Origin of the sequence: Parabacteroides bouchesdurhonensis (assembly GCF_900186615.1) — a bacterium.
Taxonomy (GTDB): Bacteria; Bacteroidota; Bacteroidia; order Bacteroidales; family Tannerellaceae; genus Parabacteroides; species Parabacteroides bouchesdurhonensis.
On the sequence record NZ_LT896588.1, the window covers coordinates 1,402,595 to 1,429,284 of the forward strand.

Sequence of the window (26,690 nt, forward strand, 5' to 3'; positions counted from 1 at the left end):
TGTTTTATCTGTTGAATCGTTTCTTGCGTGAATCGCGCTCGGAGGAGCTTCTTCTCCAGGGCTTGTCTGAGCTGCTGCGACTTTTGCGTTCACCGCTTCCAAAGTCTTTGCCGTCTCGCTTGCCTCTAAAGCTGCCTCCGCGGTCGCTTCTGCTTCCGCTTCGTCCTTTGCCTCGGTCGCCTTTCTGGGCTTGGGCCGGTTCTACGGATATGCGGCGTCCGTCTACTTCAAAGCCGTTCATGCTGTCCATCACGCGCTTGGCTTCTTTCTCTTCTACTTCGAAGAATGAGAAGTTCTCGCGGAGGTCTATCCTTCCGATACGGACTTTGCCCGGAACGCATTTGTTTACCAGCTCTATCAGTTGGTTGGCGAAGAGGCCGTCGGCTTTACCGAAGTTCAGGAAGAAGCGTGAATAGCCTTCTTCGGAGTCGTGTCCGAACCGGCTGCCGCGTTCTTTCCGTTCTCCACGGCTCGAGCGTTCGTCTACCAGTTCTATCTCGTCGGCATCTTTGTAGTAGTCTATCATACGGTTGAACTCCATCGAAACGACGCGTTTGATGATGTCTTCCTTGTCCAGCCATTCCAGCTTGCGGAAGATGGAGGGCATGAGTGATTCTATTTCTTCTTCGTTTACCTTTACTTTCTCTATCTGGTCTACCAGGTTGAACAGTTGCTTTTCGCAGATGGCATGGCCGCTGGGCATTTCTCCCTTTTCGAACTTCTTGTTCAAGATGCGTTCTATCTCACGTATTTTGCCTTTCTCTTTCACATGGCAGATGGCGATGGAGATACCTGTTTTGCCGGCACGTCCGGTACGTCCGCTTCGGTGTGTGTAGGATTCAATTTCGTCGGGCAGCCCGTAGTTGATTACGTGTGTCAGGTCGTCTACATCCAGGCCTCTGGCGGCTACGTCTGTGGCAACCAGCAGTTGTATGTTCTTTACGCGGAACTTCTGCATTACGTAGTCACGTTGTGCCTGGCTTAATTCCCCGTGTAATGAGTCGGCATTATAACCGTCTTGGATTAACTTGTCGGCAATCTCCTGTGTTTCTTTACGGGTACGGCAGAAGATGATGCCGTATATGTTGGGGTAGAAGTCTGCAATACGTTTCAGCGCCAGGTATTTGTCCCGTGCATGAACCATGTAATAGATATGCTTGATGTTCTTGTTGCCTTCGTTCTTCCGCCCAATCACGATCTCTTTCGGGTTGTTCATGTATTTCTTCGTGATGCCGGCAATGCCCTGCGGCATGGTGGCAGAGAAGAGCAACATGTTACGTGAGGCGGGTACTTCTGCAAGGATGGCGTTGATGCTGTCGGTAAAGCCCATGTTCAGCATCTCGTCCGCTTCGTCCAGTATAACGTTCTTTACCAGGCTGAGGTCTACGGTCTTCCTGTTCATCAAGTCCAATAGACGTCCCGGAGTGGCAACAACTACGTGTACGCCTCTTTTAAGCGTCTTTATCTGGCTTTCGATGCTGGATCCACCGTATACAGGCAATACCTTTAAGTTGTCGATATATTTGGAATAATCGTTTAAATCGTCAGCTATCTGTAAGCAAAGCTCTCTGGTAGGACATAAAATAAGAGCTTGAGGCTGATATGTATGAACGTCAATTTTCTGCAATATCGGCAATCCGAATGCAGCCGTTTTACCTGTTCCTGTTTGTGCAAGTGCAATTACGTCGTTATCTTCTCCCAGTAAGAAAGGAATCACTTCCTCTTGTACGGGCATGGGCGATTCATAGCCCATTTCCTGGATTGCCTTTAGTATTGGTGCGGCAACTCCTAATTCTTCAAATGTTTTCAAAATATGATATATGTATTGTATGTAATGACTTTAAAACGCGCAAAGGTACGTAAATAATTCGGATACATGCTAATAAAGCAATATATCTTTTATTTTATCACGTTTATTTTCTGTTATATTCAATCCTTTAGACAGGTATTTGTCTATAGAGCCGTATTCTTTGTTGATTTTTTGGAGGGCAATATCCAAAAAGGATTCGTTGGCTGTGAGGATAACAGTTATGCTTTCCTGTGCATCCGAACTGAGGTCTTTAGCCAGATAGGCAAGATGGCTGATGTTAATATAATCATTGGATGCAATATAATCTTGCTTTATTGTTTCCATCGGTACGCCTAAAGCGGCCAGTAGCATTGCTGCTAAAAATCCGGTACGGTCTTTCCCTAAAGAGCAGCTGAACAAAATAGGATAATTCTCTTTGTTCTCAAATAGTTCGAGTGCTTTGGCAAACTGCTCGCTGTTATCCGTTACAAACTGCAAGTATTGATCCTGCATGTAAAGTAACGCGTCTCCTTTTCGCATCCGTCCTTCTGTAATACGTGCCGAAGCGTCTTTCATTCTCCCGGTGGATACGGGAATATGAACTATATTGGCATGGGGATATTTGATTGGTTCTTTTTTTATCTCTTCATCAGCCCGAAGGTCGATGATCGTTTTTATACCTAAGTTATTTATACGGATAGTATCCCATTCCCCAAGAGAACCGAGTTGTCCGGACCGAAATACTTTACCCCATTTTGTCATATTTCCCTGACGGTTAAAGTATCCTCCCATATCCCGTAAGTTTTGTACACTGTCCGTGGGAACGGAACGGGCTCCTATTGTTTGGTAATATTTATCGTTGAAAGAGAGCCGGAAGTATTTGCGTGTTATATTATCATTCGTTATATAGGTGGTTACGCCGTCTTTTATATTTGCATAGCCTGCCGGATTAGACATATTAAACTTTTCAGGATCGTCGGACACGTACATTTTAAGCAGTCCTTCTATCTCTGGATCGGTCTCCCATTTAATTACATAATTGCCAATATCATCACGCAGGCAAATGGACCGAATCTCCGGTATACGGGAATTGCATCCTATTAACATGCTTACACTGGCGAATAAAGAAATAAACCTACCTATCATCATCGTATTTTATATACTTTACCTACAAAGATAATAAAACTGACTATTTTTCAATCGGAGTTAATGATATTTAATATTGTTGGGAATAGGTAGTTGCGAATTCCTCAGAGATATAGTTGTTATAGCTTTTACATACTTCTGTTGCAAAATCTATCCCGCATTGTATAATCTTTCCCCAGGCTTCATCGCTTAATGCGGGAAGATCTTCATGGCGTACTTTATATTTAAGTAAACCATAAATAATACCTGCATTAAAATTGTCTCCAGCTCCAATTGTACTTACAGGTTTGATTTCAGGAGTATTGAAATGCTTTGTTTGTGTATTTGTGTACAGGTTTACACCGTTTTCTCCATGTGTAGAGATAAAACGGTTGCAATAGAATTGAATATGTTCTTTATATATTTCTTTTGTGTCGTTTTTTCCATACAGATTCATGAAATCTTCATCCGACCCGCGTACAATGTCGGCATATTCCAAATTCTCGAGCACTGTTGGCATTAAACGTATGGCGTCATGCGCATGTGCTTTTCGGAAGTTCGGATCATAGTAAATAATCGCTTTCTGTTCACGGGCGTAATTGAGGATTTCAAGCATTTTGTTTCTTAGTACAGGATTAAGGGCGTAGTAAGACCCGAAAATGAATATGTCATCTTCATTAATATCAGGCAAGGGCATTTCCAACCGTTGTGCCGGATAGTCTTTGTAAAAGACATAATCCGCATTATTTTCTTCATCAAGGAAAGCTAAGGAAATAGGGCTTTTCCCGGATGGAAAGCAATCCACAAATTCAGTAGAGATATGGTTTTTCTCCATAAACGTTCGGATAATCTCGCCCACCCTGTCATTTCCCAGTTCGCTGACGAAAGAGACAGGTACGCCAAGACGCCCTAAAGATACCAGCCCGTTAAAGACAGATCCGCCCGGTACGGCGGTATGGGGTTGCTCGTCCTTAAATATAATGTCAAGGATTGTTTCTCCTATACCAAATACTTTTCTCATTGGATGCTTGTTATTCGTTTTTACTTTGTTCCCGGCTTTTAGAGCCCAGATAACCGCCGTGATGCCTTTTTGCGTAGTCTTTATTGCTGAAATTAATATGCTTCATGGTGTTTACAACCAAAATATCTCCAATAACAGTCATTACGGTGGTAGACGTTGTAGGTGTTAGTCCTAATGGGCAGACCTCTTTAGGCGCTCCTGTCAGCAGGCAGACGGTTGCAGCGTTTGCCAGAGGGCTATCCGGATTACTTGTAATAACGATAAATTCCATATCCGGAGCTAATCCTTTTGTCAGGTCAACTAATTCCACCAGCTCGCGGGTTTTGCCTGAATTGGATATTAGTAGCATGATATCATTATCTCTTACAATACCCAGGTCACCATGTTGCGCTTCGCTTGGGTGTAAGAAAAAAGCGGGAGTGCCTGTAGAACTGAAAGTGGTTGCAATATTCATTGCTATTTGTCCGGCTTTTCCCATTCCGCTGGTAATTAGTTTGCCCCCCTGTTTGTGCACATGCTTTACTATGAGGTCTACCGCCTCATCATATCCATGTGTGACCGGAATGTTACGTACAGCTTCCGCTTCCTGTTCCAATATAAAAGAGATATTCTCGTTTATCATAACTGTTGATTGAATTATTTATGACCTGTGCTTTCTTATAAGAGATTACAAAAGTATTGCATTTTGGTGACACTCGTATATTGTAAAGACGATTTTTATCTTTTATCAAATACAATTTACTTCTGCCTAATAGAATATTTGTTGTAATTTTGCTGCCTCAAATAATTAAACAGGCAGATAATGTATTATTATTCACATACTCTTTCCAACGGTTTGCGTATTGTACATCTTCCGGTAGATTCTCCCGTTTCCTATTGCGGTTTTGCGGTGAATGCCGGAACGAGAGACGAAGAAGGGAGCGAATTTGGCTTGGCGCACTTTGTGGAACATATGATATTTAAAGGAACGAAGAAGCGGAAAGCTTGGCATATATTAAACCGGATGGAAAATGTCGGGGGCGAGCTAAACGCGTATACCACGAAAGAAGAGACTTTTATTTATTCCATTTTTATGGAAGAACATTTCGGAAGGGCTTTTGAGTTGTTGGCCGATCTGGTGTTTTGCTCCCAGTTTCCACAACAGGAAATAGAAAAAGAGGTGGATGTTATTCTGGATGAAATTAATTCATACGAAGACAGTCCTTCGGAGCTTATATTCGATGAATTCGAGAATTTTATCTTTGAAGGACATGCGTTAGGTCATAATATATTAGGTGATGAAAAATCTCTTTTAAGTTTTAATTCGGAATCCGGACGTTCTTTTATGAAACGATTCTATGCTCCTGAAAATATGATTTTCTTTTCGATGGGACGCATAGACTTTAAGAAAATTGTCAGGTTGGCCGAGAATGCTTTGGCGGATATTTCTTTTCCGATGGTTAACCGTAACCGTAAGGCTCCGGAATTCGTTGCTCCTACAGAGAGAAGAATCCATAAGGATACACATCAGGCACATGTTTTGATCGGAAGCCGTGCATACAGCATGTTCGATGAAAAGCGTTTTCCTTTGTTTTTATTGAACAATTTATTAGGTGGGCCGGGAATGAATAACCGCCTTAATTTGTCACTTCGTGAAAAGAATGGGCTGGTGTATAATGTAGAATCTAATGTGACATCCTATACTGATACCGGATTGGCAACTATTTATTTTGGTACTGATCCGAAAAATATGGAAAAGGCAATCCGGCTAGTGAATAAAGAACTGACAAAGATACGTGATGTAAAATTAAGTACGTCTCAACTGACTATTGCTAAAAAACAGGTAATCGGACAGTTGGGAGTTTCCAGTGATAACCGTGAAGGATTGTTCCTGGGATTAGGCAAAAGCTTTTTACATTATAATCATTACGATACACTTCCGGAAGTTTTCCATAGAGTTGAAAAGCTTACTGCTGAAGATATTCTGGCAGTTGCGAATGAAATCTTTGCTCCGGAACAATTATTCTGTCTAATCTATCAGTAATATGATTTACCAGCATTCAATATCTCCTTTTAATCCGGGTATACGGGATTTCTCAAATAGGGGATTTTTAATGCCTTTCTGTTTCTGTACATGATAATCTTGTAATAAGAGAAATGCTTCTTTGCTTAATAAGGAAATGGCAATAAGATTGCAGATAGTCATTAAAGCCATTGTTACATCGGCCAGGCTCCAGGCAAGATCCAGACTGGCTAAAGCTCCGAACATCACCATTCCACCGCATAAAAGACGGTATATAATTAATACATCTTTTCTTTTGGTGAAGAAGCGTATATTGGCTTCTCCATAATAATAATTCCCTATAATACTGCTAAAAGCAAATAACAGGATTGCGACAGCAACAAATATAGAACCGCTATTCCCTATCTCATTGGTTAGCGCTTGTTGGGTGAGTTGTACTCCGTTTATAGAACCATCCAGAGGCGCTCCGCTAAAGAGTATGATAAATCCTGTACAGGTACATATAATAAGAGTATCGGTGAATACGCCTAAAGTCTGAATTAATCCTTGTTTTACCGGGTGGGAAACATTCGCGGTTGCGGCTACGTTAGGAGCTGATCCCATGCCGGCTTCATTACTGAACAATCCGCGTTTGATTCCTTGCATAAGGGCAGCGCCAACCCCGCCTCCGGCTATTTGCTCCCAACCAAAAGCATTGTTTACAATTAGTTTCAATACCTCCGGTAATTTTGTTACATTAAAAAGTACCACGCCTAATGCCAGGATGATATAACCGAGTGCCATGATCGGTACAATAATACCGCTTACTTTGGCAATGCGCTGGATTCCTCCGAAGATGATAAGTAAAGTGAAAAAAGTAAGAAAACCTCCTACCATAGCCGCGTCGAATCCGAAAGCTCCAGCCCATGCTGCACAAATGGTGTTACTTTGCACGGAATTAAAGGCGAATCCGAAAGTGATGGTGATTAGGATGGCAAAAAGTACTCCCATCCATCGTAAACCTAACCCTTTTTCCATATAATACGCCGGTCCGCCGATAAAAGAATCTTTGCCTTTTATTTTATATAATTGAGCCAGTGTAGATTCAACGAAAGAACTGGCTGCTCCTAACAAAGCGATAAGCCACATCCAGAAGATAGCGCCCGGACCACCGATGGCAATAGCGGTAGCTACCCCTGCCAGATTTCCTGTTCCTACACGGCTGGCAAGCGATACGGCAAAAGCCTGGAAAGAGGATATATGTTTCTCTTCACGGTTTTTGATGATACCCGAATCGCCTAATAAACGAACCATTTCACCGATCATACGAAATTGTACAAAGCGTGTTTTCAATGAAAACCAGATCGCACAAACCAGCAGCATAACGATTAATACGTATGACCACAAGATTTCGTTTATTCCGCTAATCCATTCATTTACTATATCCATAAATATGTATATAAATTATCCGATAGAATACAAACTTAGATAAAACATCTTTGTTTTACAAATCGTTGTGTTGTAAAGATAGTTTTTCAGATATTGATATTGCAGATTTTTTCTTTTTGATTGTAACCAATAATGAAGTTATGTAGTCTTATTAATAAAAAACAAATTACAAGCGGAACAGACTAGCCTGTGAGAAGAAAAATAAGACAATAACATATGAAACGTATAAGTATAGTAGTCATGTTGCTTTGCTGCATGACAATAGAATCTTTTGCTCAAAATTTAACGATAAGGGGACAAGTGAAAGATGCGCGTAATAACGAAACATTGGAATTTGCGAATGTGATGTTGCAAATGAGTGATTCTGTTTTTGTGCAGGGAACAACTACAAATGAAAAGGGAAATTTCTCCCTTGACAGAGTAATACCGGGTAATTATATATTGGCAGTATCCAGTATTGGATATAATACGGAATACATAACATTAGATGGTTTTTCTAAAAGTGTTGTGCTTGGCGATATCTTGTTGGGAGATGCGGCTGTGTCTCTGGATAATGTAACGGTTACTGCATCCGGACAAACTAGCCGCATGGACCGCAAGATTGTTTTTCCTTCCGAACGCCAGTTAAAAGTCTCCTCCAATGGTATGGATTTACTTCAACAGATGATGTTGCCGCGTATTCAGGTAGATATGCTGAACAGTCAGATTAAAATGCCGGGAAATGGAGTCGTGCAGCTTCGTATAAATGGCGTAAAAGTAGAGCAGGAAGACATAAAAACTCTGATTCCATCGGATATTATCCGTATAGAATATCATGACAATCCAGGTCTCCGTTATGGCAATGCCGATGTTGTGTTGGATTATATTGTGCGTCGTCCGGATACGGGAGGAAGTTTTGCTATAAATATGGAACAGGGATTGAATGCTATGTGGGGAGAATATAATGTATCGGCTAAAGTGAATCATAAAAAATCGGAATGGGGCGCTTATTACCGTATCGGTCCACGTGATTTTTATGGTCTGAAACGTAATAACGAAGAAGAATTTCATTTGGCAGACGGAACATCATTAGATCGTGTGGAAATTGGAGAACCATCACGGGGCCGGATGTTTATGCATAATATGAATCTGAATTACAGTTATCAGGAGCCGGAAAAATACATGTTTAATGCTACTTTTCGCTATAGAACTACGCATCAGCCATGTTGGGACTATAAAGGCGTGTTGATGAATAAAGAAAATCAGGAAGACAGGGTGGATATGATTGACCGTAATGACAATGATTATAAAACTCCGGCTTTGGACTTATATTATCAACGGGATTTGAAGAATGACCAAACCTTGGTCTTTAATCTGGTTGGAACTTATAATAAAACAAAATCTGCCCGTATCTATAAAGAAAGCCGGACTGACGAAATGCTGACAGATATTAATAATAAGGTAAACGGTGAAAAATATTCATTAATCGGTGAAGCGATTTATGAGAAGAAACTGGAAAATGGCAATCGTTTAAGCGGAGGTTTACGTCATACGCAATCCTATTCGGATAATGCCTATATTAATGGACACAATTATAAGACTCACATGGTACAGGCTGAAAGTTTTGTGTATGGTGAGTTCAAAGGGAAGGTGAAGAAGCTGGATTACTCTCTGGGCCTTGGCGTTAATCGTTCCTATTATAGCCAGCGCGGAGCGGAAGATACATACGAGCGTTATACAGTGAACCCTCGTTTGACTCTTTTCTGTCCGCTTCCCGGCGAATCGTCTATCCGTTTGAAAGCGACTATAGGAAATGTTACTCCTTCTTTGGGTGAACTAAGTGCAATAGATCAGGTGATAGATTCTTTGCAGATACAACGCGGTAATCCGAATCTGAAAACCTATATGAGCTATTATACAGAGTTGAATTACGAATTTCGCAAAGGTCTGTTTTATACTAATTTTACCGGAGCATACGAGTATCAGCCGGATGCTATTATGGATGAAAAATATCAGGAAGGAAATAAGATTATCCAAACATGGGATAACCAAAAGAACTGGCAACGCATGGTTGCAGATGCCAATATAAAGTTTGGGCCTGTTAAAGATATTTTCCAGATTTCTTTTGACGGTGGCGTAAATCATTATATAAGTAACGGCAATACCTATAAGCATCGTTACACGAATTGGTGGTGTGATGTAAATGCATCTGTAACCTGGAAAAAGCTATCATTGTGGTATATGGTTATGACTAACTGGAACTGGTTCAAAGGTGAGACTCTGACGGGGGGAGAGAATATACAAGCTATTATGTTGAGTTATCGTCATAAAGATTTGAATGTTGGTTTGCGGGTTATAAATCCGTTTACCGATAATTATAAGGTAGAAACGGAAAACTGGAACCGCTATGCTTCCTATAAACGCTCTATGTATATAAAGGAAAGTTCACGCGTGTTCGTTGTCACCGTTTCTTATAACTTCTCTTTCGGACGAAAATACAGTGCCGGACAGAAAAAGCTGAATAATGCCGATAATGATTCGGGCGTAATGAGTACGGGGAAATAGGATTTAATTCGTATCTTTGATAGACAAAATAAGTAAAAGGTATGAAAACAATTAATCCGACACTGATCAAAGATAATTTTATTGAAATAATCAGTAAAGAATGGATGCTTGTAAGTGCAGGCGACAAGGATAAGTTTAACATGATGACGGCCAGTTGGGGCGGTGCCGGCGAATTATGGGGCAAGCATGTTGTATTTGTATTTGTCCGGCCGGAACGTTATACACGCGGATTCATCGAAGAAAAAGGATGGTTTACCCTCTCTTTCCTGGGAGATGAATATAAGAAAGTACATGCCGTTTGCGGAAGTAAATCCGGTCGCGATATAGATAAAGTAGCAGCAACCGGATTAACACCTTATTTTACGGAGAATGGCAATCCTTGTTTTGAAGAATCCCGATTGACTTTGGAATGTAAAATTCTTTATACTTCCGAGATAGAGAAGGATAAATTTAAAGATGTTTCCCTTTTTGACCGTTGGTACAATGAGGCCAGTGGAAATCCACATCTTGTATATGTAGCAGAAATTGTTAATGCCTGGGAAAAGTAATTTATTACTCAAAGGACAGATAGGGAACTAAACGTTCCTTATCCGTTTCCGTAAATTCTTCCAGCAGTTGCAGGTTCTCCCATCCGGTGAGCCTGCTTTTTTGTTTTACCAACCTCTCTATTGTTTTGGCTTGTTTATAGTTAATATAAGGATGTTTGGCCAGTTCGCGGGCGGATAAATGGTTTATTTTTATGAGACGAATTGATGATTGATCTGCAGAAAACCATGATTTTATCGATTCATACCGTTCGTAATCTATTCCATATACCTCGCTTAGCTGTGTTACGGAATAGAATCCTCCTAAAAGGTTTCTGAACCGGATGATGCGGCGGGCAAAGGTGCTGCCGATACCCGGGACTTTTTTTAATATGGTCGTATCGGCAGAGTTCAATTCTACAATTGTACCTTTAGGATATTTCTGAGAGGAGAAAAAGTTCCTTTCGGAAGGAATTTTAGTTTCTCTCGGGAGAAATTCTTTTTTCTTCCGGTAGGAACTTTTTGTAGCCTTTACGGGAACAGATTGTTTTGTTGTCTTCTTTATTGTGTCGTGTTGAACTGAAAGATGCTTTTCAGTTCCTTTTTCTTCTTTATATTCCGATGGAATCTTTTCTTCTGTCAGTTGGAGAATAAGAAAAGAAAGAGTGATTAGTAGAAGCAATACTGTTAATGCACGCCGTTCTCCTTTGGAGAAGTAAAATAAGTCACGCCAATTCATAGTTGTCGGGTTTTCGTTGTTTATTAAAGGGGCAAATATACCGGTTTTATTTTACCGGTATATTTACTTTTACGATTATAGTAATCCTTTAATCCATTTAATAATTCCCAATTCGTTCAGGAAAATAATACCAATGGCAATAGGGGAAATATATTTCATAAAGAAAGCGTATGTGTTGAAAAAATGGAAAGGAATAGTGCTCTTATTGGTCAACTCCTCTTTCAGGATTTTACGATCAACACGCGTTCCTACATAGATACAAATAAACATTCCGCCGAGAGGTAACATTATCTTGGCCGTTAAATAATCCAGTGCATCAAAGAATGTCAATCCGAAAATAGTGTATTCTTTTAATATTCCGAAAGACAGCGAACTTATTACCGCAAGAACCAGGACTCCTATGGATACGAACCATGCTGCCTTTTTACGAGACATATGATATTCTTCGTGTACATAGGCCGTTGCCACTTCATGCAAGGATATTGTTGAAGTTAATGCCGCCAACGCCAGAAGTACAAAAAAGATGAAAGACCAAAGCCAACCCAAAGGCAGTTGTTCAAATACATTAGGCAATGTGATGAATACCAGTTCCGGTCCTGCCGTTGGAGCAATATGGAAACTGAATACAGCCGGGAATATCATAATGCCGGCTAATATGGCGACTAATGTATCGAGCAGCGTAACCTGTAGCGCGGTTGTCTGTAAGTTTGTCTCTTTTCCAAAGTAAGACGCGTATGTGATGAGGCATCCCATTCCGATACTTAATGAGAAAAAGGCTTGTCCCATTGCACTTAATACAACCGAAGAGGTTATTTTTTCAAAGTCAGGATGGAATAAAAACTTTAAGCCCTCCGTTGCATCCGGCAGGGTAACCGAACGGATACACAACGCAACCAGAATAAAAAACAAAACAGGCATCATTACTTTGGAGGCACGTTCAATGCCACTCTTTACTCCTGATATGATAATGAGATGTGTCAAGGCAATAAAAGCGATTGTCCAACCAATGGGGCGGATAATACCGGAGGAGAATGTTTCAAATTCTACAGCAAAGTCCGCCGCGGTTTTTCCACTGAGAGAACCGCTGAATGCCTGCATTATGTATTCAAGTGTCCAGCCCGCTACAACAGAATAAAACCCGAGAATAAGGAATGCGGCCAATACGCCGTTATAACCGATGAAACTCCATTTTGTGCCCGGCGCCATTACTTTGAAAGCTCCGGCAGCATTTCTTCTGGAACGGCGTCCGATAAAAAACTCCGTGATCATTACCGGAAGACCTAGCAAAAGAATGCAGATTACGTAAATAAGCAAAAAGGCTGCTCCTCCGTTTGAGCCTACCATGTACGGAAAGCGCCAGATATTTCCTAATCCTACGGCACACCCTACGGTTGCCAATATTACTCCTATTTTACTGCCAAAGGTTGCTCTGGTGTTAGTCGTCATTTTTAGTTTATAATTAGTTATTTACTCTGAAACTACGCCGTCTTTGATGTGTATTACACGATCAGCACTGGAAGCCAGTTGCTCGTCATGCGTAACGATTACAAATGTTTGTTTCATCTGTTCCCGAAGTTCAAAAAAGAGGGCGTGCAGTTCTTCTTTGTTTTTTGTATCCAAGCTTCCTGACGGTTCATCAGCAAGAATAACCGCCGGATTATTGATTAGTGCCCGGGCTACGGCTACACGTTGTTTTTCTCCGCCGGAAAGCTCCGCCGGCTTGTGCGACATGCGGTCTGATAATTTCAGGAAGTCCAGCATTTCTTTCGCTCGCTTTTCTGCTACCGCCGGTTTTTCTCTCGCGATTAAAGCCGGAATCATTACATTTTCCAATGCCGTGAACTCCGGTAACAATTGGTGAAATTGGAACACAAACCCAATGTTCCTGTTACGAAAGGCGGCAAGTTCTTTATCTTTTAGCAAACCGGTTTCCGTACCGTTAATGGTAAGCCTGCCGCTGTCTGGTGAATCTAACGTTCCTATTATCTGCAACAGAGTAGTCTTGCCAGCTCCGCTCGGACCGATAATTGCAACCATTTCACTTTTATCAATCGTGAGGTCGATGCCTTTCAATACTTGTAAATTACCGAAACTTTTCGTAATTCCTTCGGTTTGTATCATTTTAATAAATAGTTAATAATTGACGCGTTATGGTCAACGGATTATATATTTCGTATTACGTATGAAGCAAGATAACAACCGAATATGGCTGGCATGTAAGATACCGTTCCGGTGGTAGATCGCTTGCATTGTTCGTTGTCTATTTCAATGATGGCGTCGCTGTTTGCCATTTCGGAAGAAAAAACAGTAGGAACGCCTTTGTTTATCCCCAATCCCCGGAGTCTTTTGCGTACAACTTTTGCCAGTGCGCAGTTATATGTTTTAGAAATGTCATCTATCTTTACTTGTGACGGATCGGTTTTTGCTCCGGCGCCCATCGAGGAAACAATCGGGATATTCCGTTGGCAGGCGTGATATATGAGGAAAACTTTTGGACTTAACGAATCAATAGCATCTACGATGAAATCGAAACTTTTAGACAGAATTTCTTCTGTTTTTTCATCACGCAGGAACTCGTTGAATACGGTTAGTTTTAAGCTGGGATTGATATCCAGCAAACGGGCTGCCATTACTTCTGTCTTTGGTTTGCCTATAGTGGAGTGGAGAGCCGGAAGCTGACGGTTGAGGTTGCTTTCGTTTACCGTATCTGCATCTACAATCGTCATATGCCCTATTCCGGCGCGACAGATTTGCTCTGCAACATAAGCTCCTACACCGCCCAGGCCAACTACCAATACATGGGCTTTCGACAGATATTCCATCCGGTCTGCTCCCAGTAAAAGCTCTGTACGTGTATTCCAACTATAACTCATTTCTGTCTTTTTAGGTACAAAAGTAATAAAACGGAAGGAATTGGGGGTGGTTTTTTATACTTTAATAACGGAAGAGCGGGGTTTTGTTTTGTTTCATGCCTGCGGAACAAACGTTTCATGCTGGAGGAACAAGTGTTTCATGCCGGTGAAACAAAAGTTTCAAGCTGAAGGAACAAGTGTTTCATCCCGATGGAACAAATGTTTCTCCAGCTTGAAATAAAGTGAAACTTTTTATATTGACCGGACAGGTACTAGTTTCGGAGTGGGAATTCGGTAATACGTAATGTTGTACAACCGTATGGAATCAGTTCTATCGTTTCTTCTTCACCAAAGTCATTTCCTTGTTGAGTGAAATAGGATATGTCACCTGCCGAACCACGGTAGAGCGTCCATCCGTTCAAACGTTTCCCTTTTGCTTTGATGCAGACAGGAGCGTTTTCTACGTTCCACGGATAAGGAGCGATGGTTTTTGCTTTTTCTACAATGAAAGACTTATTGATGTTTTCCGGTCGAATATCTTTATGTGATAAAGCATAGTTCCATGGGCTGTCGGACGTTACTTCGTAATACCAGTCTCCGTAAATAGCGGCATCCTTTTTGTCAAACTGCTTCTTTTCCCATTTTTCATTCATCTTTAATGCGTAAAGCAGCGGTCCGCGTTCAATAACGGCAGCGCCGTCGTACCATTGGCTGGAGCTTACCTGCATGGGCAGTTCGATGCACAGTTGGTCTCCATGCTTCCATTTACGATTAATACGCGTTATTTCTCCTGCAAAGTTATCAACATCCAATGCTTTTCCATTGAGAGTAATAACCGCATTCCGGCACCATTCCGGTATACGCAGATGGATAGGGAAGAAGGCTTCTTTGGTCTTTTCCGGGAATGACAGATTGAAACTGATTTGTTCGTCAAATGGGTAATTGGTCTTTTCTTCGATTTTTACAGTTACGTTGTCTGCCACCTTAGCTGTTACCTGCGACGGTGCATAAATAAGTGCTGCTATTCCGTTGTCGGCTGTAGCATACCAGAGGTTCTGCACTAGCTTCGGCCAACCTTGATGCAGGTTTGATGTACAGCATGGATAGCCAGTAAGAGTTCCGAAAAGAATATCCGTGTCATCATGTGGAGTAACAAAGTTGCGCCATTCACGTGTTACGGCTACCTGATTTGTTTGTTGATAATATTGGCGGGCGTCGTAATTGTCTGTTACCTGTGTTGGCAAAGCGTTGTAAGCTACGCGCTCCAGATGGTCGGCCCATTGTACATCGCCGGTTATTTCAAGCATTTTTTCAAGGGAAAGCATCATCTCTACAGCAGTACATAGTTCAGAACCTGCGGTTGGATTACCGAAACGGATTAATTCGTCGCCACCCCATAAACCGGTAGGCAAGCCAATTGTATTGCGTATCGTATTGCAAGCGGTCTTAACAGCTTCCAGTTGTTTCTGATCTCCGCTTTGTTGATAATAGATAACGGGTTCTTTGAATCCTTGTGCCAAGTTTACGCAGTGTAAGCTATGCTGGCGTGCCAGATAATCCTTTTGCAAAAATATATCAGTCCAGTTGAAGGTTTGTTTATGAATAAGCTCGCCCAGGTCTAATAAGAATTTATCGCCGGTGATGTTATAAAGCCAATAAACGATCATCAGGTTGTCGCCGCCACGTCGTTCTCCCCAGAATGTCCATTTCCCAAGAGGGTTTTTAGGCAATTCGTTCAGTTGGTATTTAAAATAATTGGTAAAGAATTTAATGACCCGCTGATCTCCTGTTGCCGAATAATACTGTTGCATAATTTTCAGCATAACCATTTTAGGCCACCAGTCTTGTGCATTGTCTCTTTGCAATCCCTGTTCATAAGGCCGGTCGGTGTCAGGTCCGAAGTATCCGTTCTCTTTTTGGGAAGCAAGCGTCCATTCTATCCACGGCTGTACTTTCTTTATCAGTTTCTGATCGTTTAAAATATAGGCAAGCGGTAATAAACCGTCTATCCAGTACGGACCGCGTTCCCACACATCGCCGTCTCCTCCTAACCAGCCGTTGCGAGGGCCCATAACTATCTCATATACCTGGTCGAGATTCCCGGTCATTCCGTCGGACATACGTTGTAGCTGTTCTTGCAGCCATCCGGAAGGTCGGATTGTCCCGATAGGGAGTTCCATATAAGGCTTCGTAACTAACGGGTAACGATTGTTCGGATAGTTTACATTGATACTTCCAGTATTCCCTGTTTCCGTTTTGGCTGCTACGGGAATAGCGGTAATGAGAACCGCTAATGCGGCCATTGCTAAATGTTTCATGGTCGTAACTAATTTTGAGAATTAATAGTATTAAAATAGCACACCTCAAAAATAGAGATTTATTTTTGGAGGTATGCTATTTTGAGTTAATATTCGCTTATTAGATTATTTTGATTGTTAATCTTTGGTACGATATGGTTCAATCGGAGGTAATGGTCCGAATTCACCGTGAGCTGCAGCTTTGATGCTGTAATTTTTATACATCCAATGATCCCGGTACCATGTACAAGGCTTGAATTCATCGTTTAATTCTGCCATTTTACCGGTCATTTCTTTACGGAGCTTTTTCAAAACAGATGCATATTCTTTTTTCCCGATAACATTTTCTGTCATATACGGATCTTTCTCACGGTCGAATAATAGTTCGGAACCGTCTCTCAGGTATTTGGCATAAGTATAGCGTTTGTCTCTAACCGCACGCCATTCAAAACCATCTTTCCATTGATAGGTGTGCCCCATTCCCTGCATGAAAGCAAAAGCAGGTTCTTCTCCTTTTTCATGACGGAGAATGAAGCTTAAATCTTTTCCTTCCATTTCTTGCGGGATTTGTTCGTTTAATCCCATTAACCCAAGCAGAGTTGGAGTAATATCCGGAGTATTTAGGCAAACATCGCTTTCTCCTTCTGTTTGTACTTTGGGATAACGGATCAGGAACGGAATACGTGCCGCTTCATCGTAGAAAGTCAGCTTGTACATCCTGCCTTGCGACGCGAACATCTCTCCGTGATCCGAAGTGAAAACAACTATTGTGTTATCAGCTAAACCTAAACTGTCTATTACGGATAATACATGCCCGAATTGTTCATCAATTGAATTTACCATAGAGTAATAGCAGCGCATGGTTTCCTGATAACCGCCTCCTTTAGTAAAGCTTTCTTTCCATGCGGAATCTCCGTCGAAGAACTCTTGGGGATAACGGTCCATGTATTTATCCGGCACATTCTTAAAGTTAGGAGGAAGTTCAAACTGGGTATTTTTGAATTTCTCATAACAGTGTTCTTGTACATTTTCTTTAACCCATGGATCATGTGTAGGATTCCAGGAAAGGAAGAGAGCGAATGGTTTGTCTTTATTCGCTTCCTTTTTGATGTAATCTACGGCCAATCCGGTAAAAACATCCGGCCCGTATTGTCCTTTCAGGTCAACCTCTACTTCTTCCCCGTTTTCTCCGTCCGTATAGTAATAAGCTTTATAGCTTTCATGATTAAAAGAATAACCGGCCCAATAACCATCAAACCCCATACGTTCAGGACCGGGCTTGTAGCTTCTGTGATGCTGGTCGTTCAGGTGCATTTTGCCAACGTAACCTAAATCGTAGCCTGCATCTCCCAGTATGTGTGCGATTGTCCGGTGATTGGGATTCATGTTAATCTCGTTAATAATGAAGCCGGTTGAACTTGTATATTTCCCGGTGAAAAGGCATGAACGGTAAGGGGCACTTACCGGAGTTACCGATACGGCGTTCTTGAAATTGACGGCTTGCCTGGCAAACCCGTCAATATTAGGGGTAACAGCCTTTGCGTCTCCGGCATAGCCCAATACATCAGCCCGTAACTGATCTGCGAATACATAGATCAGGTTTGGACGTGATTGTCCTTGTGCTGTCAGGGCAACACCGGATAGCAAAAAGCCGACTCCTAAAATTCTTTTGTTTAAATTCATATACTATTTGTTATTCATAATTTGGATTCTGCTTCAAATTATTGTTTGAATCAAGTGCTCTTTGCGGAATAGGGAACACGGTCCTGAAATCATTGCTTGATTCGTGAGATAGCCATTTTGCTTTTGTATATGTCCCGAAGCGTATCATATCTCTTCGTCTCATTAACTCTCCGGCGAATTCCCAACCCAATTCATCGTAGAAACGACCGAATTGTTCCGGAAGACGGACGTTTTGCGGAGTAAGTATGTATTTAGATACATTTCCATATACATAAGATGACGGTCCTTGTAATTGAGCGCCGGTTACTTTCGCTTTTTCAGGATGATCTTTAAATGCTCTTTCGCGAACGAGAGAAACCAATTGAGCAGCTTCATCCGCTTTGTTTGTCCGGAGTAAACATTCTGCTTTCATCATATAAATTTGAGCTAACCGGAAAATAACGAAATCATTGTTCAAATTGGCACGTGTTCCCATAACGATTTCATATTTAAGCCATCTCAATCCTTCTCCTTCTCCAACTTGTATGCCGTCGGGCATTACATTTGTAAATACTAAATCTTTATTTGAAAGATCGGTAAAGCCTTGACAAGGTTCTCCGTCTGCTTTATATTGAGGTCCGGATAACCAGGTAGCATTCAGACGGGCATCATCGGGATCATAAGTGTCGATGAATTGGGGTATTCCTTTGTAAGAACCGGTACCGGCTGGGGTTGTTTCCAGGTTATAGGTATCTTTGTTCGCTTTATGCAATGCATCTGAGAAATAATTGAATCCTTTGCCATAAACGGCATCATAAGGAATTACCAGAATATTCTCCAATGAAACTTCATTATGTTCGCAGAACGGTGTTCTGTAATCGTTATCCAATTGATACTTGCCCGAATTTATAACGGCATTACATTCTTCTATACATTTATCCCACATGGGCGTTCCTGTATAAACTCCGGCATTCAGATAGACGTTTGCAAGTAATGCATGTGCTGCCCATTGCGTAAAACGACCGTATGTATCCTCTGTTTTTTCGGTAGGCAAATCGTTAATTATTGCATTCAGTTCCGATACGACAAAATCAAACATTTGTTGTCTGGTCGAATTTTCAGGTAACTCATTTGTTGGTTCTGTGATTAAAGGAGCATTATCCCAGTTGTCCATAATGATCCAATAATGGTATGCTCTCAATGCCCGCGTTTCAGCTTTCAAACGTTTCTCGCTTTCATTTGCAGCGAAAGGGATTACACCGTCAAGCAAACTAAGTGTTTGATTCGCCAGAATAACACCGGAGTACTGGTTTTTCCATAAATCTAAAACCAATGTTTGTTCAGAGTTCCATTGATGAAGGTGCATGCGGCGATATACGCCACCGTCATCCCAACCTCCAACCATATTGGCCGGCATAACGATTTCGTCTGAAGAAATTTCCTGTGTCCTGTTGCCGGGAGTGTACATTCCTCTCAGGTTGGCATATATAGCACCAACAGACCTTGTTGCGTCTCCGGGAGCATAGACATAGGTGTTTTCGGTTATCGATGAATATACTTTTTCATCTAGATCGGTGCAGGAAGTAAGCATTGTGGCTGTTGCACCGAATAGTATCAAATATAAACTTATCTTGTTCATAATTTCTCTGTTTTAATTTAGAATGTAAGAATTGTTCCAAGTGAGAACGTACGTGTAGACGGATAACGTTCGCGGGTATCGCAACCCGGATTTAAGCCGCTGATATTGACTTCCGGGTCTAATCCGCTATATCCGGTTATTGTGAATAAGTTGTTACCTGTGAAATATACGTTTACTTTCTTTAGATAAGCATCTTTCAAGTTGAAAGTATAACCTAAAGTGATATTATCTATTTTCCAATAATCGCCTTTTTCTACATAATAGCTAACATATTGCAGCTCTTGTTTATTACTCAAAACTTTGCCGTTTATTTTAGGTTCATACGCTGTGTTCAGCAAGTTACCACGGGCTAAGAATATAGGATTATCGTAATACAAACGAGGCATATTCAATATATCAAAGCCAAATGCACCACGCATATTGATTGCTAAGTTAAATCCTTTATAGTTAAAACTATTTGTCCAACTCAGGAAATGCTTTGGCAAACCATTTCCAATTACCTTTTTATCATCCGGCTGTTGCTGTAGGATTGGTTTGGGATTTCCGTCTTTATCTTCAATTACCCAACGGCCGTCATCATCAATATCTATTACTTTATAGCCGTAGAAATCGCCTACTTTACCACCTACTTGCAGACGATGGGTGCTTTGCTGGATAGGTTCATCCGTATTTCCGGCGTCGATAAAACCTGCTTTTAACTGGAAGCGGTCGTTAGACAATGATAAAAGTTTATTTTTGTTTGTTGAATAGTTAACCGATGTGTTCCATACAAATTCTTTTGTTTGTACGGGAATAAAATTCAAACTTATTTCCAAACCTTTATTTTCCATACTACCGGCGTTTGCAAGTACATCATCGTATAAATATGGAGGTTTAGCTACCTGGTATCTCCAAAGCATATCTTTTGTTTTGCGCTGATAAAGATCAATGCTACCGGAGATTCGGTTTTCAAGGAAACCAAAGTCAAATCCGAGGTTCCATTCTTCTTTTCGTTCCCATCTTAGGTCGGGATTGGAGTTGGATTCTGATTTTATAGTAGGAATCCATCCGTCTCCGGTATAGAAATTGTCTCCTGTACCAAGACGGCTTAATGATTCATAAGGAGAGAAAGGAACAGTACCTGTTACTCCGAAACCGGCACGTACTTTTAATGTGCTAAGTATATTCCGGGTACTTTCCATAAACGATTCATTGAATATATTCCATCCAGCAGAGAAGGCGGGGAAGTTTCCCCATTTATGATCTGCTCCAAACTTTGTTGATCCTTCGTGACGAATACTGGCAGACAACAAATATTTGTTGTCAAAATTGTAGTTTGCACGGGCGAAGAAACCAATCAGGCTGTTTTCTTCCTTTTGGGTAAGCTGGGTTGCTTCTCCACGTTTTAAAGCGGCACCTGCTCCCATGTTGTTATATGTATATTGATCGGAAGGAAAATCCCAGTTTGACATGGCAGCACGTTCGTATGTACTGTTTTGATATGAATAACCGAGTAATGCCGTTACATCGTGCTTGCCGAATTGCTCTTTGTATTGAGAGGTAATTTCGAGCATATTATCCAGAGAACTGATTGTTTTCTTTGAAGCATATCCGTTTTTACTGTCGCGTACGGTTGATATATGTTTTTTTGTCTCTGCGTATCCCTGGTTTTCATTGTAGGATGTACGTGAACCTAATGCCCTTATATAAACCTGACGGATAGGAGTTAATGTAACTGTTCCGAATGTACGGAGTTGTGTGCTTCTGTCTTCTCCACTACTTTCGTAAATCAATGCAAGCGGATTGGAATATTGGTTTATTTCCGTATGCTCTATCCAATTACCATTCTCGTCTTTAGGACGTTCGGTAGGGTTATTGATAAGAGCATTCCTGTATATTTCTCCTTTAAAACTGGATTTATAAGAACCATCATTTGTATTGTCGCGTTCGCTTAACATCCGGTATTTTTGTTCGCGTCCCATGATGTTTAAGTTGAATTTCAAAAGTCCGTCCCACATGGAATGATTTACTTCCAAACGGGAAGTCAGTACTTCGTTATCCGATTCGCGGACAATACCCTGTGATGATTTATAATTAATATTTGCTATGTAATTCGTATTTTGCGTTCCTCCTTTCAGACTAGCATTGGTCACCCATGAAACCGGAGTCCGTAAAACTTCGTCCAACCAATTCGTATCGTAACCGTAATCAGTAGCGCCCACGATACCTTTTGCCACTAATTCCCGATACTCACTGGCATCCATCATATTCAATTTTTTCTTTATCTGTTGTGTTGTTACATAAGCCTGGACATCTACAGATAAAGGCATTTCGCCTTTTGCTTTTTTTGTGGTAATAAATATAACTCCATTATTACCACGCGTTCCGTAAATAGCTGCGGCCGAACCGTCTTTTACTACGTCGATGCTTTCTATATCTTCGGTAGCAACGGTGGTCAGATCTCCCGGAACACCATCTATAATAACCAATGGAGCAGAACCGGACAATAAAGTTCCTACACCACGGAGCATGATCTGGGTAGTGGCCGTAGGATCACCATTCGGTAATATAACACCTAAACCTGCTACTTTTCCTTGCAGTAACTGGGCGGCATCCTGAACGGCTCCTTTAATGAATGATTCGCTTTTTACACTGGTAATAGAAGAGGTCAATTCGCCTTTCTTTTGTGTACCGTAACCTACTACTACAACTTCGTCAAGTACCTGATTATCGCTTTTCAGTTGAATTTTGTAATTGTTTTGGTTGCCTATAGCTACTTCTTGTGTCAGAAAGCCGATATAAGATATTTGCAGGATACCTCCCGAAGCAGGTGCTTCTATCATAAAATTACCATCTAAATCGGTCACTGTTCCGTTGGTAGTTCCTTTTATCACAACGTTTGCACCAATGATACTTTCTCCGGTATTATCGGTCACTGTTCCGGTTATCTTCCGGTTGGTTTGTTGTGTAACAGCAGCTGCCGTACGGCGCATTAACATAATGTTATTTCCTTCCATAGCATAGATAACATCTGTTTTATTAAAAATATCCGATAGGACTTCTGCTACCGGGCTGTTAGATGCCTCTACTGAGGTTTTGCGATTCAAATCTACTTCATTGCTGTTGTAGATAAATAAGTAATCGGTTTGTTTCTCTATCTCATCCAATACGGTGTGAGTTGCTACATTATGAGCTTGGATATTTACCCGTATGGTCTGCGAGTGAACCGACGCGAATACTCCTGTAGTAAACACAAATAGCGAGATTAAAGCTAACTTCATTTTCCTTACTGTTTTGTGGATTGATTTTTCAGGGTATAAAGTCCCCTTTCCCCAATTTTTTTTCATACATTTGTTCTTCTAACATTGTTGACACTAGTAATTAATACGATTTTAGGTGTTGACGTAATACGGGGCGTGTGTGAACATCCCCCGTATTTTTTGCATTGTTACGTTTCCTTGTGCATAGGCTTGAGTAATTTTTAAGATTAACAGAAATTGGTCTATTTAATAGTAATTATATTTGTATTTTCATCTTTTTCATAGGTAAATTTATGTTTTAGCTGTAACACTTTCAGTACATGTTCAATGCCGTCTTTTATCCTGAATTTGCCGGAATAACGATATTGTAAAAGAGCGGGACGTTCAACTTTTATTGTAACGTCATAGTATAGTTGCATCTTTTTGATTAGATTTTCAATTGTTTCTTTTTCAAAACAGAACAATCCGTCTTTCCATTTAAAGTAGTTATAATCCGAAATAGCTTTTTTTGAGAGTAATCCATTGGAAAGCAAGGCTACTTCATTCGGATTTAACCGGAGATTCTTATTCATGGAAGGAGAGGTTATTTCTACACAACCCTTTATTAGGGCTGTCTCAAATACATTACTTTTATTGTAGGATTTTACATTGAATTCTGTTCCTAAAACGTGTATGGCATATTTTTCAGTCTGCACCGTAAACGGAGCTTTTTCATTGTGTTGTACGGTAAAATAACCTTCGCCATCCAGTTCTACATTTCTGGCATTGGCTGTAAAATGGTTTGGAAACCGGAATGTAGAGCGGGAGTTTAGCCAAACTTTCGTACCGTCGGTAAGGGTAAGTTCCGCACGCTGGCCGGCGGGAACATAGATGGATTGCATTTCTGTCTCTATTTCTTCCTTGCTGAAAAACTCTTTGGATAAAAGGATGCAAATAGCTAAAACCGAGGCGATTTTTAGAACCTCTATTCCTACCCGTCGAAAATTAATCTTACGGGTAATATTCTTTGATGTATCTTTTCCTTCCGGTATATTCCACAGGGATATGTCGTATAGTTTACGCATCGCCCTGTATTGGCGCATATTATCAGGGGACTGTTCAATCCATAGCATGACGGATTTTCTTTCCTCCTCAGTAGTTTCTCCTTTAATATACCGTAATAAAAGGTCTTCCATGTTTTTCTGTTTGGTACTATTTGAATAGATAACGATGCTCCGGGAAATATCCCTAGTGAAAAAGGGAATTATTTTTAAAACATCCCGATGATTTATAAAAAACATCCCGATCTTTTTATAAAATCATCGAGATGATTCTGAAAAAAGACCGGGAGGATATATTCGGTTTGTTAGTTTATCCGGTTGCTTTAATTTACGCCCAATTGTTTACAAATCCATTTGCTCCATTCGTCAGCCAGCTCATCATACCAAAAATGTCCACATTCTAAATAAACATGTAGTTCTTTGGGTGATGATATTACATTGTATGCTGCCTGCATTGATGTAGGAGGGCAAGTTTCGTCGTTGTATCCCCAGCTAAACCAACCGGGAACAGTGAGATATTGGGCGAAGTTGACTACATCATAATAACGGCAGACATATTTTATAGCTTCTTTGACTTCTTCCGGCTTGCTGAAATAATGAGGCCAGCCTCCGGCTCTTTTATGAATATAAGCTAAATGATCACACAAGCCGGGCATCAATGGCGCATAAAATTTTATCCGTTTATCCAGCGCTGCCGTAATTACACTTAAAGCACCTCCCTGGCTTGATCCTGCTACACCTATCGTTTTGCCGTCATATTGTTCCAGGCCACAAAGAAAATCGACCGCACGTAGACATCCTACTATTACCCGGTTATAATAAAAGGCATCACGGTCTGTGTTATTAATTTCCCAATAATGCCACAAAGCTCCGTTAGACAAATTGTTATAATAAGCCTGTGTTTGGGTTACCGGAATGCCGTGGATGCCGATTTCAAGAGTGATCGCTCCTCTTTCAGCTGTATAAACATCTCCATTGTAAGGACGTATACCTGCTCCGGGCACACGTAGTAAAGCGGGATATTTACCTTCTTTTTTGGGTACGCAAAGGATACCATACGTACGGGAACCGGGTCTTACATTTTGAAAACTGACGTGATATACATTTACTTTATCAGTACAACGTTCGGGCAACAGAACCATAGTGGGTTTAAGCTCTGTCTGGCGGGCGTTGGCAAGTGTCGTTTCCCAATATTCTTTAAAATCGCCGGGCATATCTGTAACAGGCTTTATTTTTTCCGGTGAATAGGCTACTGTAGCAAGCCCGGTGTATGTTCTGCCTTCTATGTTAGTGGTAACTTTACAACGGAGGAATCCGGGAGTGGACATTTTGCCTTTTATCTCCAACTTGCCGTTTTTAAGCGGCTGATTTGTCTTTTTTACATCTGGAAATTCAATGGGGCCTAATTCGTAATCAACAGTTACGTCTTTAAGTTCATTCTGAGCTTTGATAACACGGACCGTAAATGTACAAGATTGGTTTTCGGAATAAACCCAGTCCGTTTTATCGGGCGAAACCATTACTGTAATTTCTTTTTGTGCCTGTGTTGCTGTGATTGAACAGGCCATTAAAATAAACAAGAGTAGTGCATGTTTGACATACACCTTTTTCTCAATTAGTGTTTTTCTCATGATATTGATGTAATAATATTATTAATAAAGCAATGTTGCAAACTTACAGAAAAAAACTGAAAATGTCATTTTGCCAAAATATCAATTCTTCATAAAATGTCTCATTAGTGTCCACTAAAAATTCAGATATAGAGTTTGCAGTTTGTGATTATAATAAGCCGATGGGACGCTACCTACCGTGCCTCCAAAGATATGCCGGAACAACTTTGTAATGTTTTGCTTGGCATTGAGGAACTAAAAAAGTTATTGTAAAACAAAAACTGTCTCTTTTTGGGCAGTTTTTATACTTTTGCACATTGAAATTCATAGCTAAAAGAGTTTCTTCGTTTTTGAATTATTTGCTGGTAATGGGCAAGTGGCTGGAGAATTTCTCTTTGCAGACACCGCTTCATTGGTGGGTATTCCTTGTTAGTGGACTATTCGTTGTTGCCATTACTGTGGTAACTGTTAGTTGGCAGAGTTGGAAAACTGCTACGGAAAATCCGATGGATGCTATTCGGATCAATTAGGAGAATAGGTTTCTGATATTACTAAAAGGTAACTGATAGAAATTCAATAAGAAAATTTCCTTTCCCGTATTGCCTGTGGCGATTAAATACTTACATTTGCGGTTAAACTATAGGATACAGAATGAAACGTATTTTCCTTATAGGCTATATGGGAGCGGGTAAAACTACAATAGGGAAGGTTTTGTCCAAGCGATTAGGACTCTCGTTTATAGACTTGGATTGTTATATAGAAGGTCGCTATCATAAAACTGTAGGACAACTTTTTGCGGAGAAAGGGGAAGAATCATTCCGGGACATAGAACGCAGGATGCTTCATGAGGTCGCTTTGTTTGAAGATGTTCTGGTTTCTACCGGTGGTGGCGCTCCCTGTTTTTTTGACAACATGGAGTTCATGAATGGATGTGGAACTACTGTTTATTTACAGGCATCTGTAGAAGAACTGGTGAAACGTCTCGAACTTTGCAAGCATACACGTCCGGTTCTGAAAGGTCGCTCAGGAGATGAACTGAAAGCTTTTGTAGCGGATAGTTTGGAGAAGAGGAATCCGTGTTATGAAAAAGCTTCGGTTATCTTTGATGCGGAAGTTATGTTGACGGATGCAGATGTGGAGGCGATAGTAGCAGCATTAGAAAAGGTATTATAATATGTA

Annotated in this window: 21 protein-coding genes and 1 pseudogene; 6 read left to right on the plus strand and 16 right to left on the minus strand. The window is 40.9% G+C overall.

What is annotated here, in order from left to right:
• Positions 1–4 precede the first annotated feature (4 nt).
• From C1721_RS06125 to C1721_RS06140, 4 genes are all read right to left on the minus strand, one after another.
• On the minus strand, positions 5–1,753 hold the full coding sequence (locus tag C1721_RS06125; RefSeq protein WP_102409268.1) for a DEAD/DEAH box helicase: 1,749 nt from the start codon (positions 1,751–1,753) through the stop codon (positions 5–7).
• Positions 1,754–1,879: 126 nt separating this feature from the next.
• Positions 1,880–2,935 carry a tyrosine-protein phosphatase gene (locus tag C1721_RS06130; RefSeq protein WP_102409270.1) on the minus strand — a complete coding sequence of 352 codons (1,056 nt, stop codon included), beginning with the start codon at positions 2,933–2,935 and terminating at the stop codon, positions 1,880–1,882.
• 70 nt (positions 2,936–3,005) lie between these two features.
• The gene (locus C1721_RS06135; RefSeq protein WP_102407579.1) at positions 3,006–3,935 is read right to left on the minus strand and encodes a carbohydrate kinase family protein; all 930 of its coding nucleotides are present in this window, start codon (positions 3,933–3,935) and stop codon (positions 3,006–3,008) included.
• Between the two features lie 10 nt (positions 3,936–3,945).
• Positions 3,946–4,557, minus strand: a complete 612-nt coding sequence (locus tag C1721_RS06140) for an SIS domain-containing protein (protein WP_102407580.1) — start codon at positions 4,555–4,557, stop codon at positions 3,946–3,948.
• A 180-nt stretch (positions 4,558–4,737) separates the two neighbouring features.
• Here C1721_RS06140 and C1721_RS06145 point away from each other — a divergent pair, with 180 nt between their 5' ends.
• Positions 4,738–5,958, plus strand: a complete 1,221-nt coding sequence (locus C1721_RS06145; RefSeq protein ID WP_102407581.1) for a M16 family metallopeptidase — start codon at positions 4,738–4,740, stop codon at positions 5,956–5,958.
• Between the two features lie 6 nt (positions 5,959–5,964).
• Here C1721_RS06145 and C1721_RS06150 read toward each other — a convergent pair whose 3' ends face one another.
• Positions 5,965–7,365: an alanine/glycine:cation symporter family protein gene (locus C1721_RS06150; RefSeq protein ID WP_102407582.1), complete on the minus strand. Its 1,401-nt coding sequence runs from the start codon at positions 7,363–7,365 to the stop codon at positions 5,965–5,967.
• Positions 7,366–7,581: 216 nt separating this feature from the next.
• On the opposite strand from C1721_RS06150, the gene C1721_RS06155 reads away from it, so the two are divergent.
• Both C1721_RS06155 and C1721_RS06160 read left to right on the plus strand, forming a co-directional pair.
• The gene (locus C1721_RS06155; protein WP_102407583.1) at positions 7,582–9,909 is read left to right on the plus strand and encodes a TonB-dependent receptor; all 2,328 of its coding nucleotides are present in this window, start codon (positions 7,582–7,584) and stop codon (positions 9,907–9,909) included.
• A gap of 41 nt (positions 9,910–9,950) precedes the next feature.
• Complete coding sequence (locus tag C1721_RS06160; RefSeq protein ID WP_102407584.1) at positions 9,951–10,457, plus strand: flavin reductase family protein; 507 nt, start codon at positions 9,951–9,953, stop codon at positions 10,455–10,457.
• 4 nt (positions 10,458–10,461) lie between these two features.
• On the opposite strand, the gene C1721_RS06165 is transcribed toward C1721_RS06160, so the two are convergent.
• The 11 genes from C1721_RS06165 to C1721_RS06210 all read right to left on the minus strand — a co-directional run bounded on the left by C1721_RS06165 (position 10,462) and on the right by C1721_RS06210 (position 25,532).
• Positions 10,462–11,172, minus strand: coding sequence for a helix-hairpin-helix domain-containing protein (locus tag C1721_RS06165; protein WP_102407585.1), 711 nt, complete (start codon positions 11,170–11,172; stop codon positions 10,462–10,464).
• Between the two features lie 75 nt (positions 11,173–11,247).
• Positions 11,248–12,618, minus strand: a complete 1,371-nt coding sequence (locus tag C1721_RS06170) for a sodium-dependent transporter (RefSeq protein ID WP_102407586.1) — start codon at positions 12,616–12,618, stop codon at positions 11,248–11,250.
• A 21-nt stretch (positions 12,619–12,639) separates the two neighbouring features.
• Positions 12,640–13,293 (minus strand): ABC transporter ATP-binding protein, encoded by a 654-nt coding sequence (locus C1721_RS06175; RefSeq protein WP_102407587.1) that lies wholly within the window; start codon positions 13,291–13,293, stop codon positions 12,640–12,642.
• A gap of 41 nt (positions 13,294–13,334) precedes the next feature.
• A complete protein-coding gene (locus C1721_RS06180; RefSeq protein ID WP_102407588.1) occupies positions 13,335–14,045 on the minus strand; it encodes a tRNA threonylcarbamoyladenosine dehydratase in 711 nt (236 codons plus the stop codon).
• Positions 14,046–14,296: 251 nt separating this feature from the next.
• Positions 14,297–16,342: a beta-L-arabinofuranosidase domain-containing protein gene (locus tag C1721_RS06185; protein ID WP_102407589.1), complete on the minus strand. Its 2,046-nt coding sequence runs from the start codon at positions 16,340–16,342 to the stop codon at positions 14,297–14,299.
• Between the two features lie 117 nt (positions 16,343–16,459).
• Positions 16,460–18,004, minus strand: coding sequence for a sulfatase family protein (locus tag C1721_RS06190; RefSeq protein WP_102407590.1), 1,545 nt, complete (start codon positions 18,002–18,004; stop codon positions 16,460–16,462).
• Positions 18,005–18,014: 10 nt separating this feature from the next.
• Entirely contained in the window at positions 18,015–19,622 is a 1,608-nt protein-coding gene (locus C1721_RS06195) for a RagB/SusD family nutrient uptake outer membrane protein (RefSeq protein ID WP_102407591.1), read from the minus strand.
• A 17-nt stretch (positions 19,623–19,639) separates the two neighbouring features.
• Positions 19,640–22,882, minus strand: coding sequence for a TonB-dependent receptor (locus C1721_RS06200; protein WP_102409272.1), 3,243 nt, complete (start codon positions 22,880–22,882; stop codon positions 19,640–19,642).
• A 111-nt stretch (positions 22,883–22,993) separates the two neighbouring features.
• Positions 22,994–23,107, minus strand: a complete 114-nt coding sequence (locus tag C1721_RS16525) for a tape measure protein (protein ID WP_420872729.1) — start codon at positions 23,105–23,107, stop codon at positions 22,994–22,996.
• Positions 23,104–24,036 (minus strand): FecR family protein, encoded by a 933-nt coding sequence (locus C1721_RS06205; RefSeq protein WP_102409274.1) that lies wholly within the window; start codon positions 24,034–24,036, stop codon positions 23,104–23,106. The genes C1721_RS16525 and C1721_RS06205 overlap by 4 nt, the downstream gene beginning before the upstream one ends.
• A gap of 188 nt (positions 24,037–24,224) precedes the next feature.
• On the minus strand, positions 24,225–25,532 hold the full coding sequence (locus tag C1721_RS06210) for an acetylxylan esterase (RefSeq protein WP_102407592.1): 1,308 nt from the start codon (positions 25,530–25,532) through the stop codon (positions 24,225–24,227).
• Positions 25,533–25,660: 128 nt separating this feature from the next.
• Between C1721_RS06210 and C1721_RS16575 the strand changes: the two are divergent.
• The 3 genes and pseudogenes from C1721_RS16575 to C1721_RS06220 all read left to right on the plus strand — a co-directional run.
• Positions 25,661–25,784 (plus strand): annotated as a pseudogene (locus C1721_RS16575) (PDDEXK nuclease domain-containing protein); the annotation flags it as partial.
• A gap of 44 nt (positions 25,785–25,828) precedes the next feature.
• A complete protein-coding gene (locus C1721_RS06215) occupies positions 25,829–26,041 on the plus strand; it encodes a hypothetical protein (protein ID WP_102407593.1) in 213 nt (70 codons plus the stop codon).
• Between the two features lie 121 nt (positions 26,042–26,162).
• Entirely contained in the window at positions 26,163–26,684 is a 522-nt protein-coding gene (locus tag C1721_RS06220) for a shikimate kinase (RefSeq protein WP_102407594.1), read from the plus strand.
• Positions 26,685–26,690 lie beyond the last annotated feature (6 nt).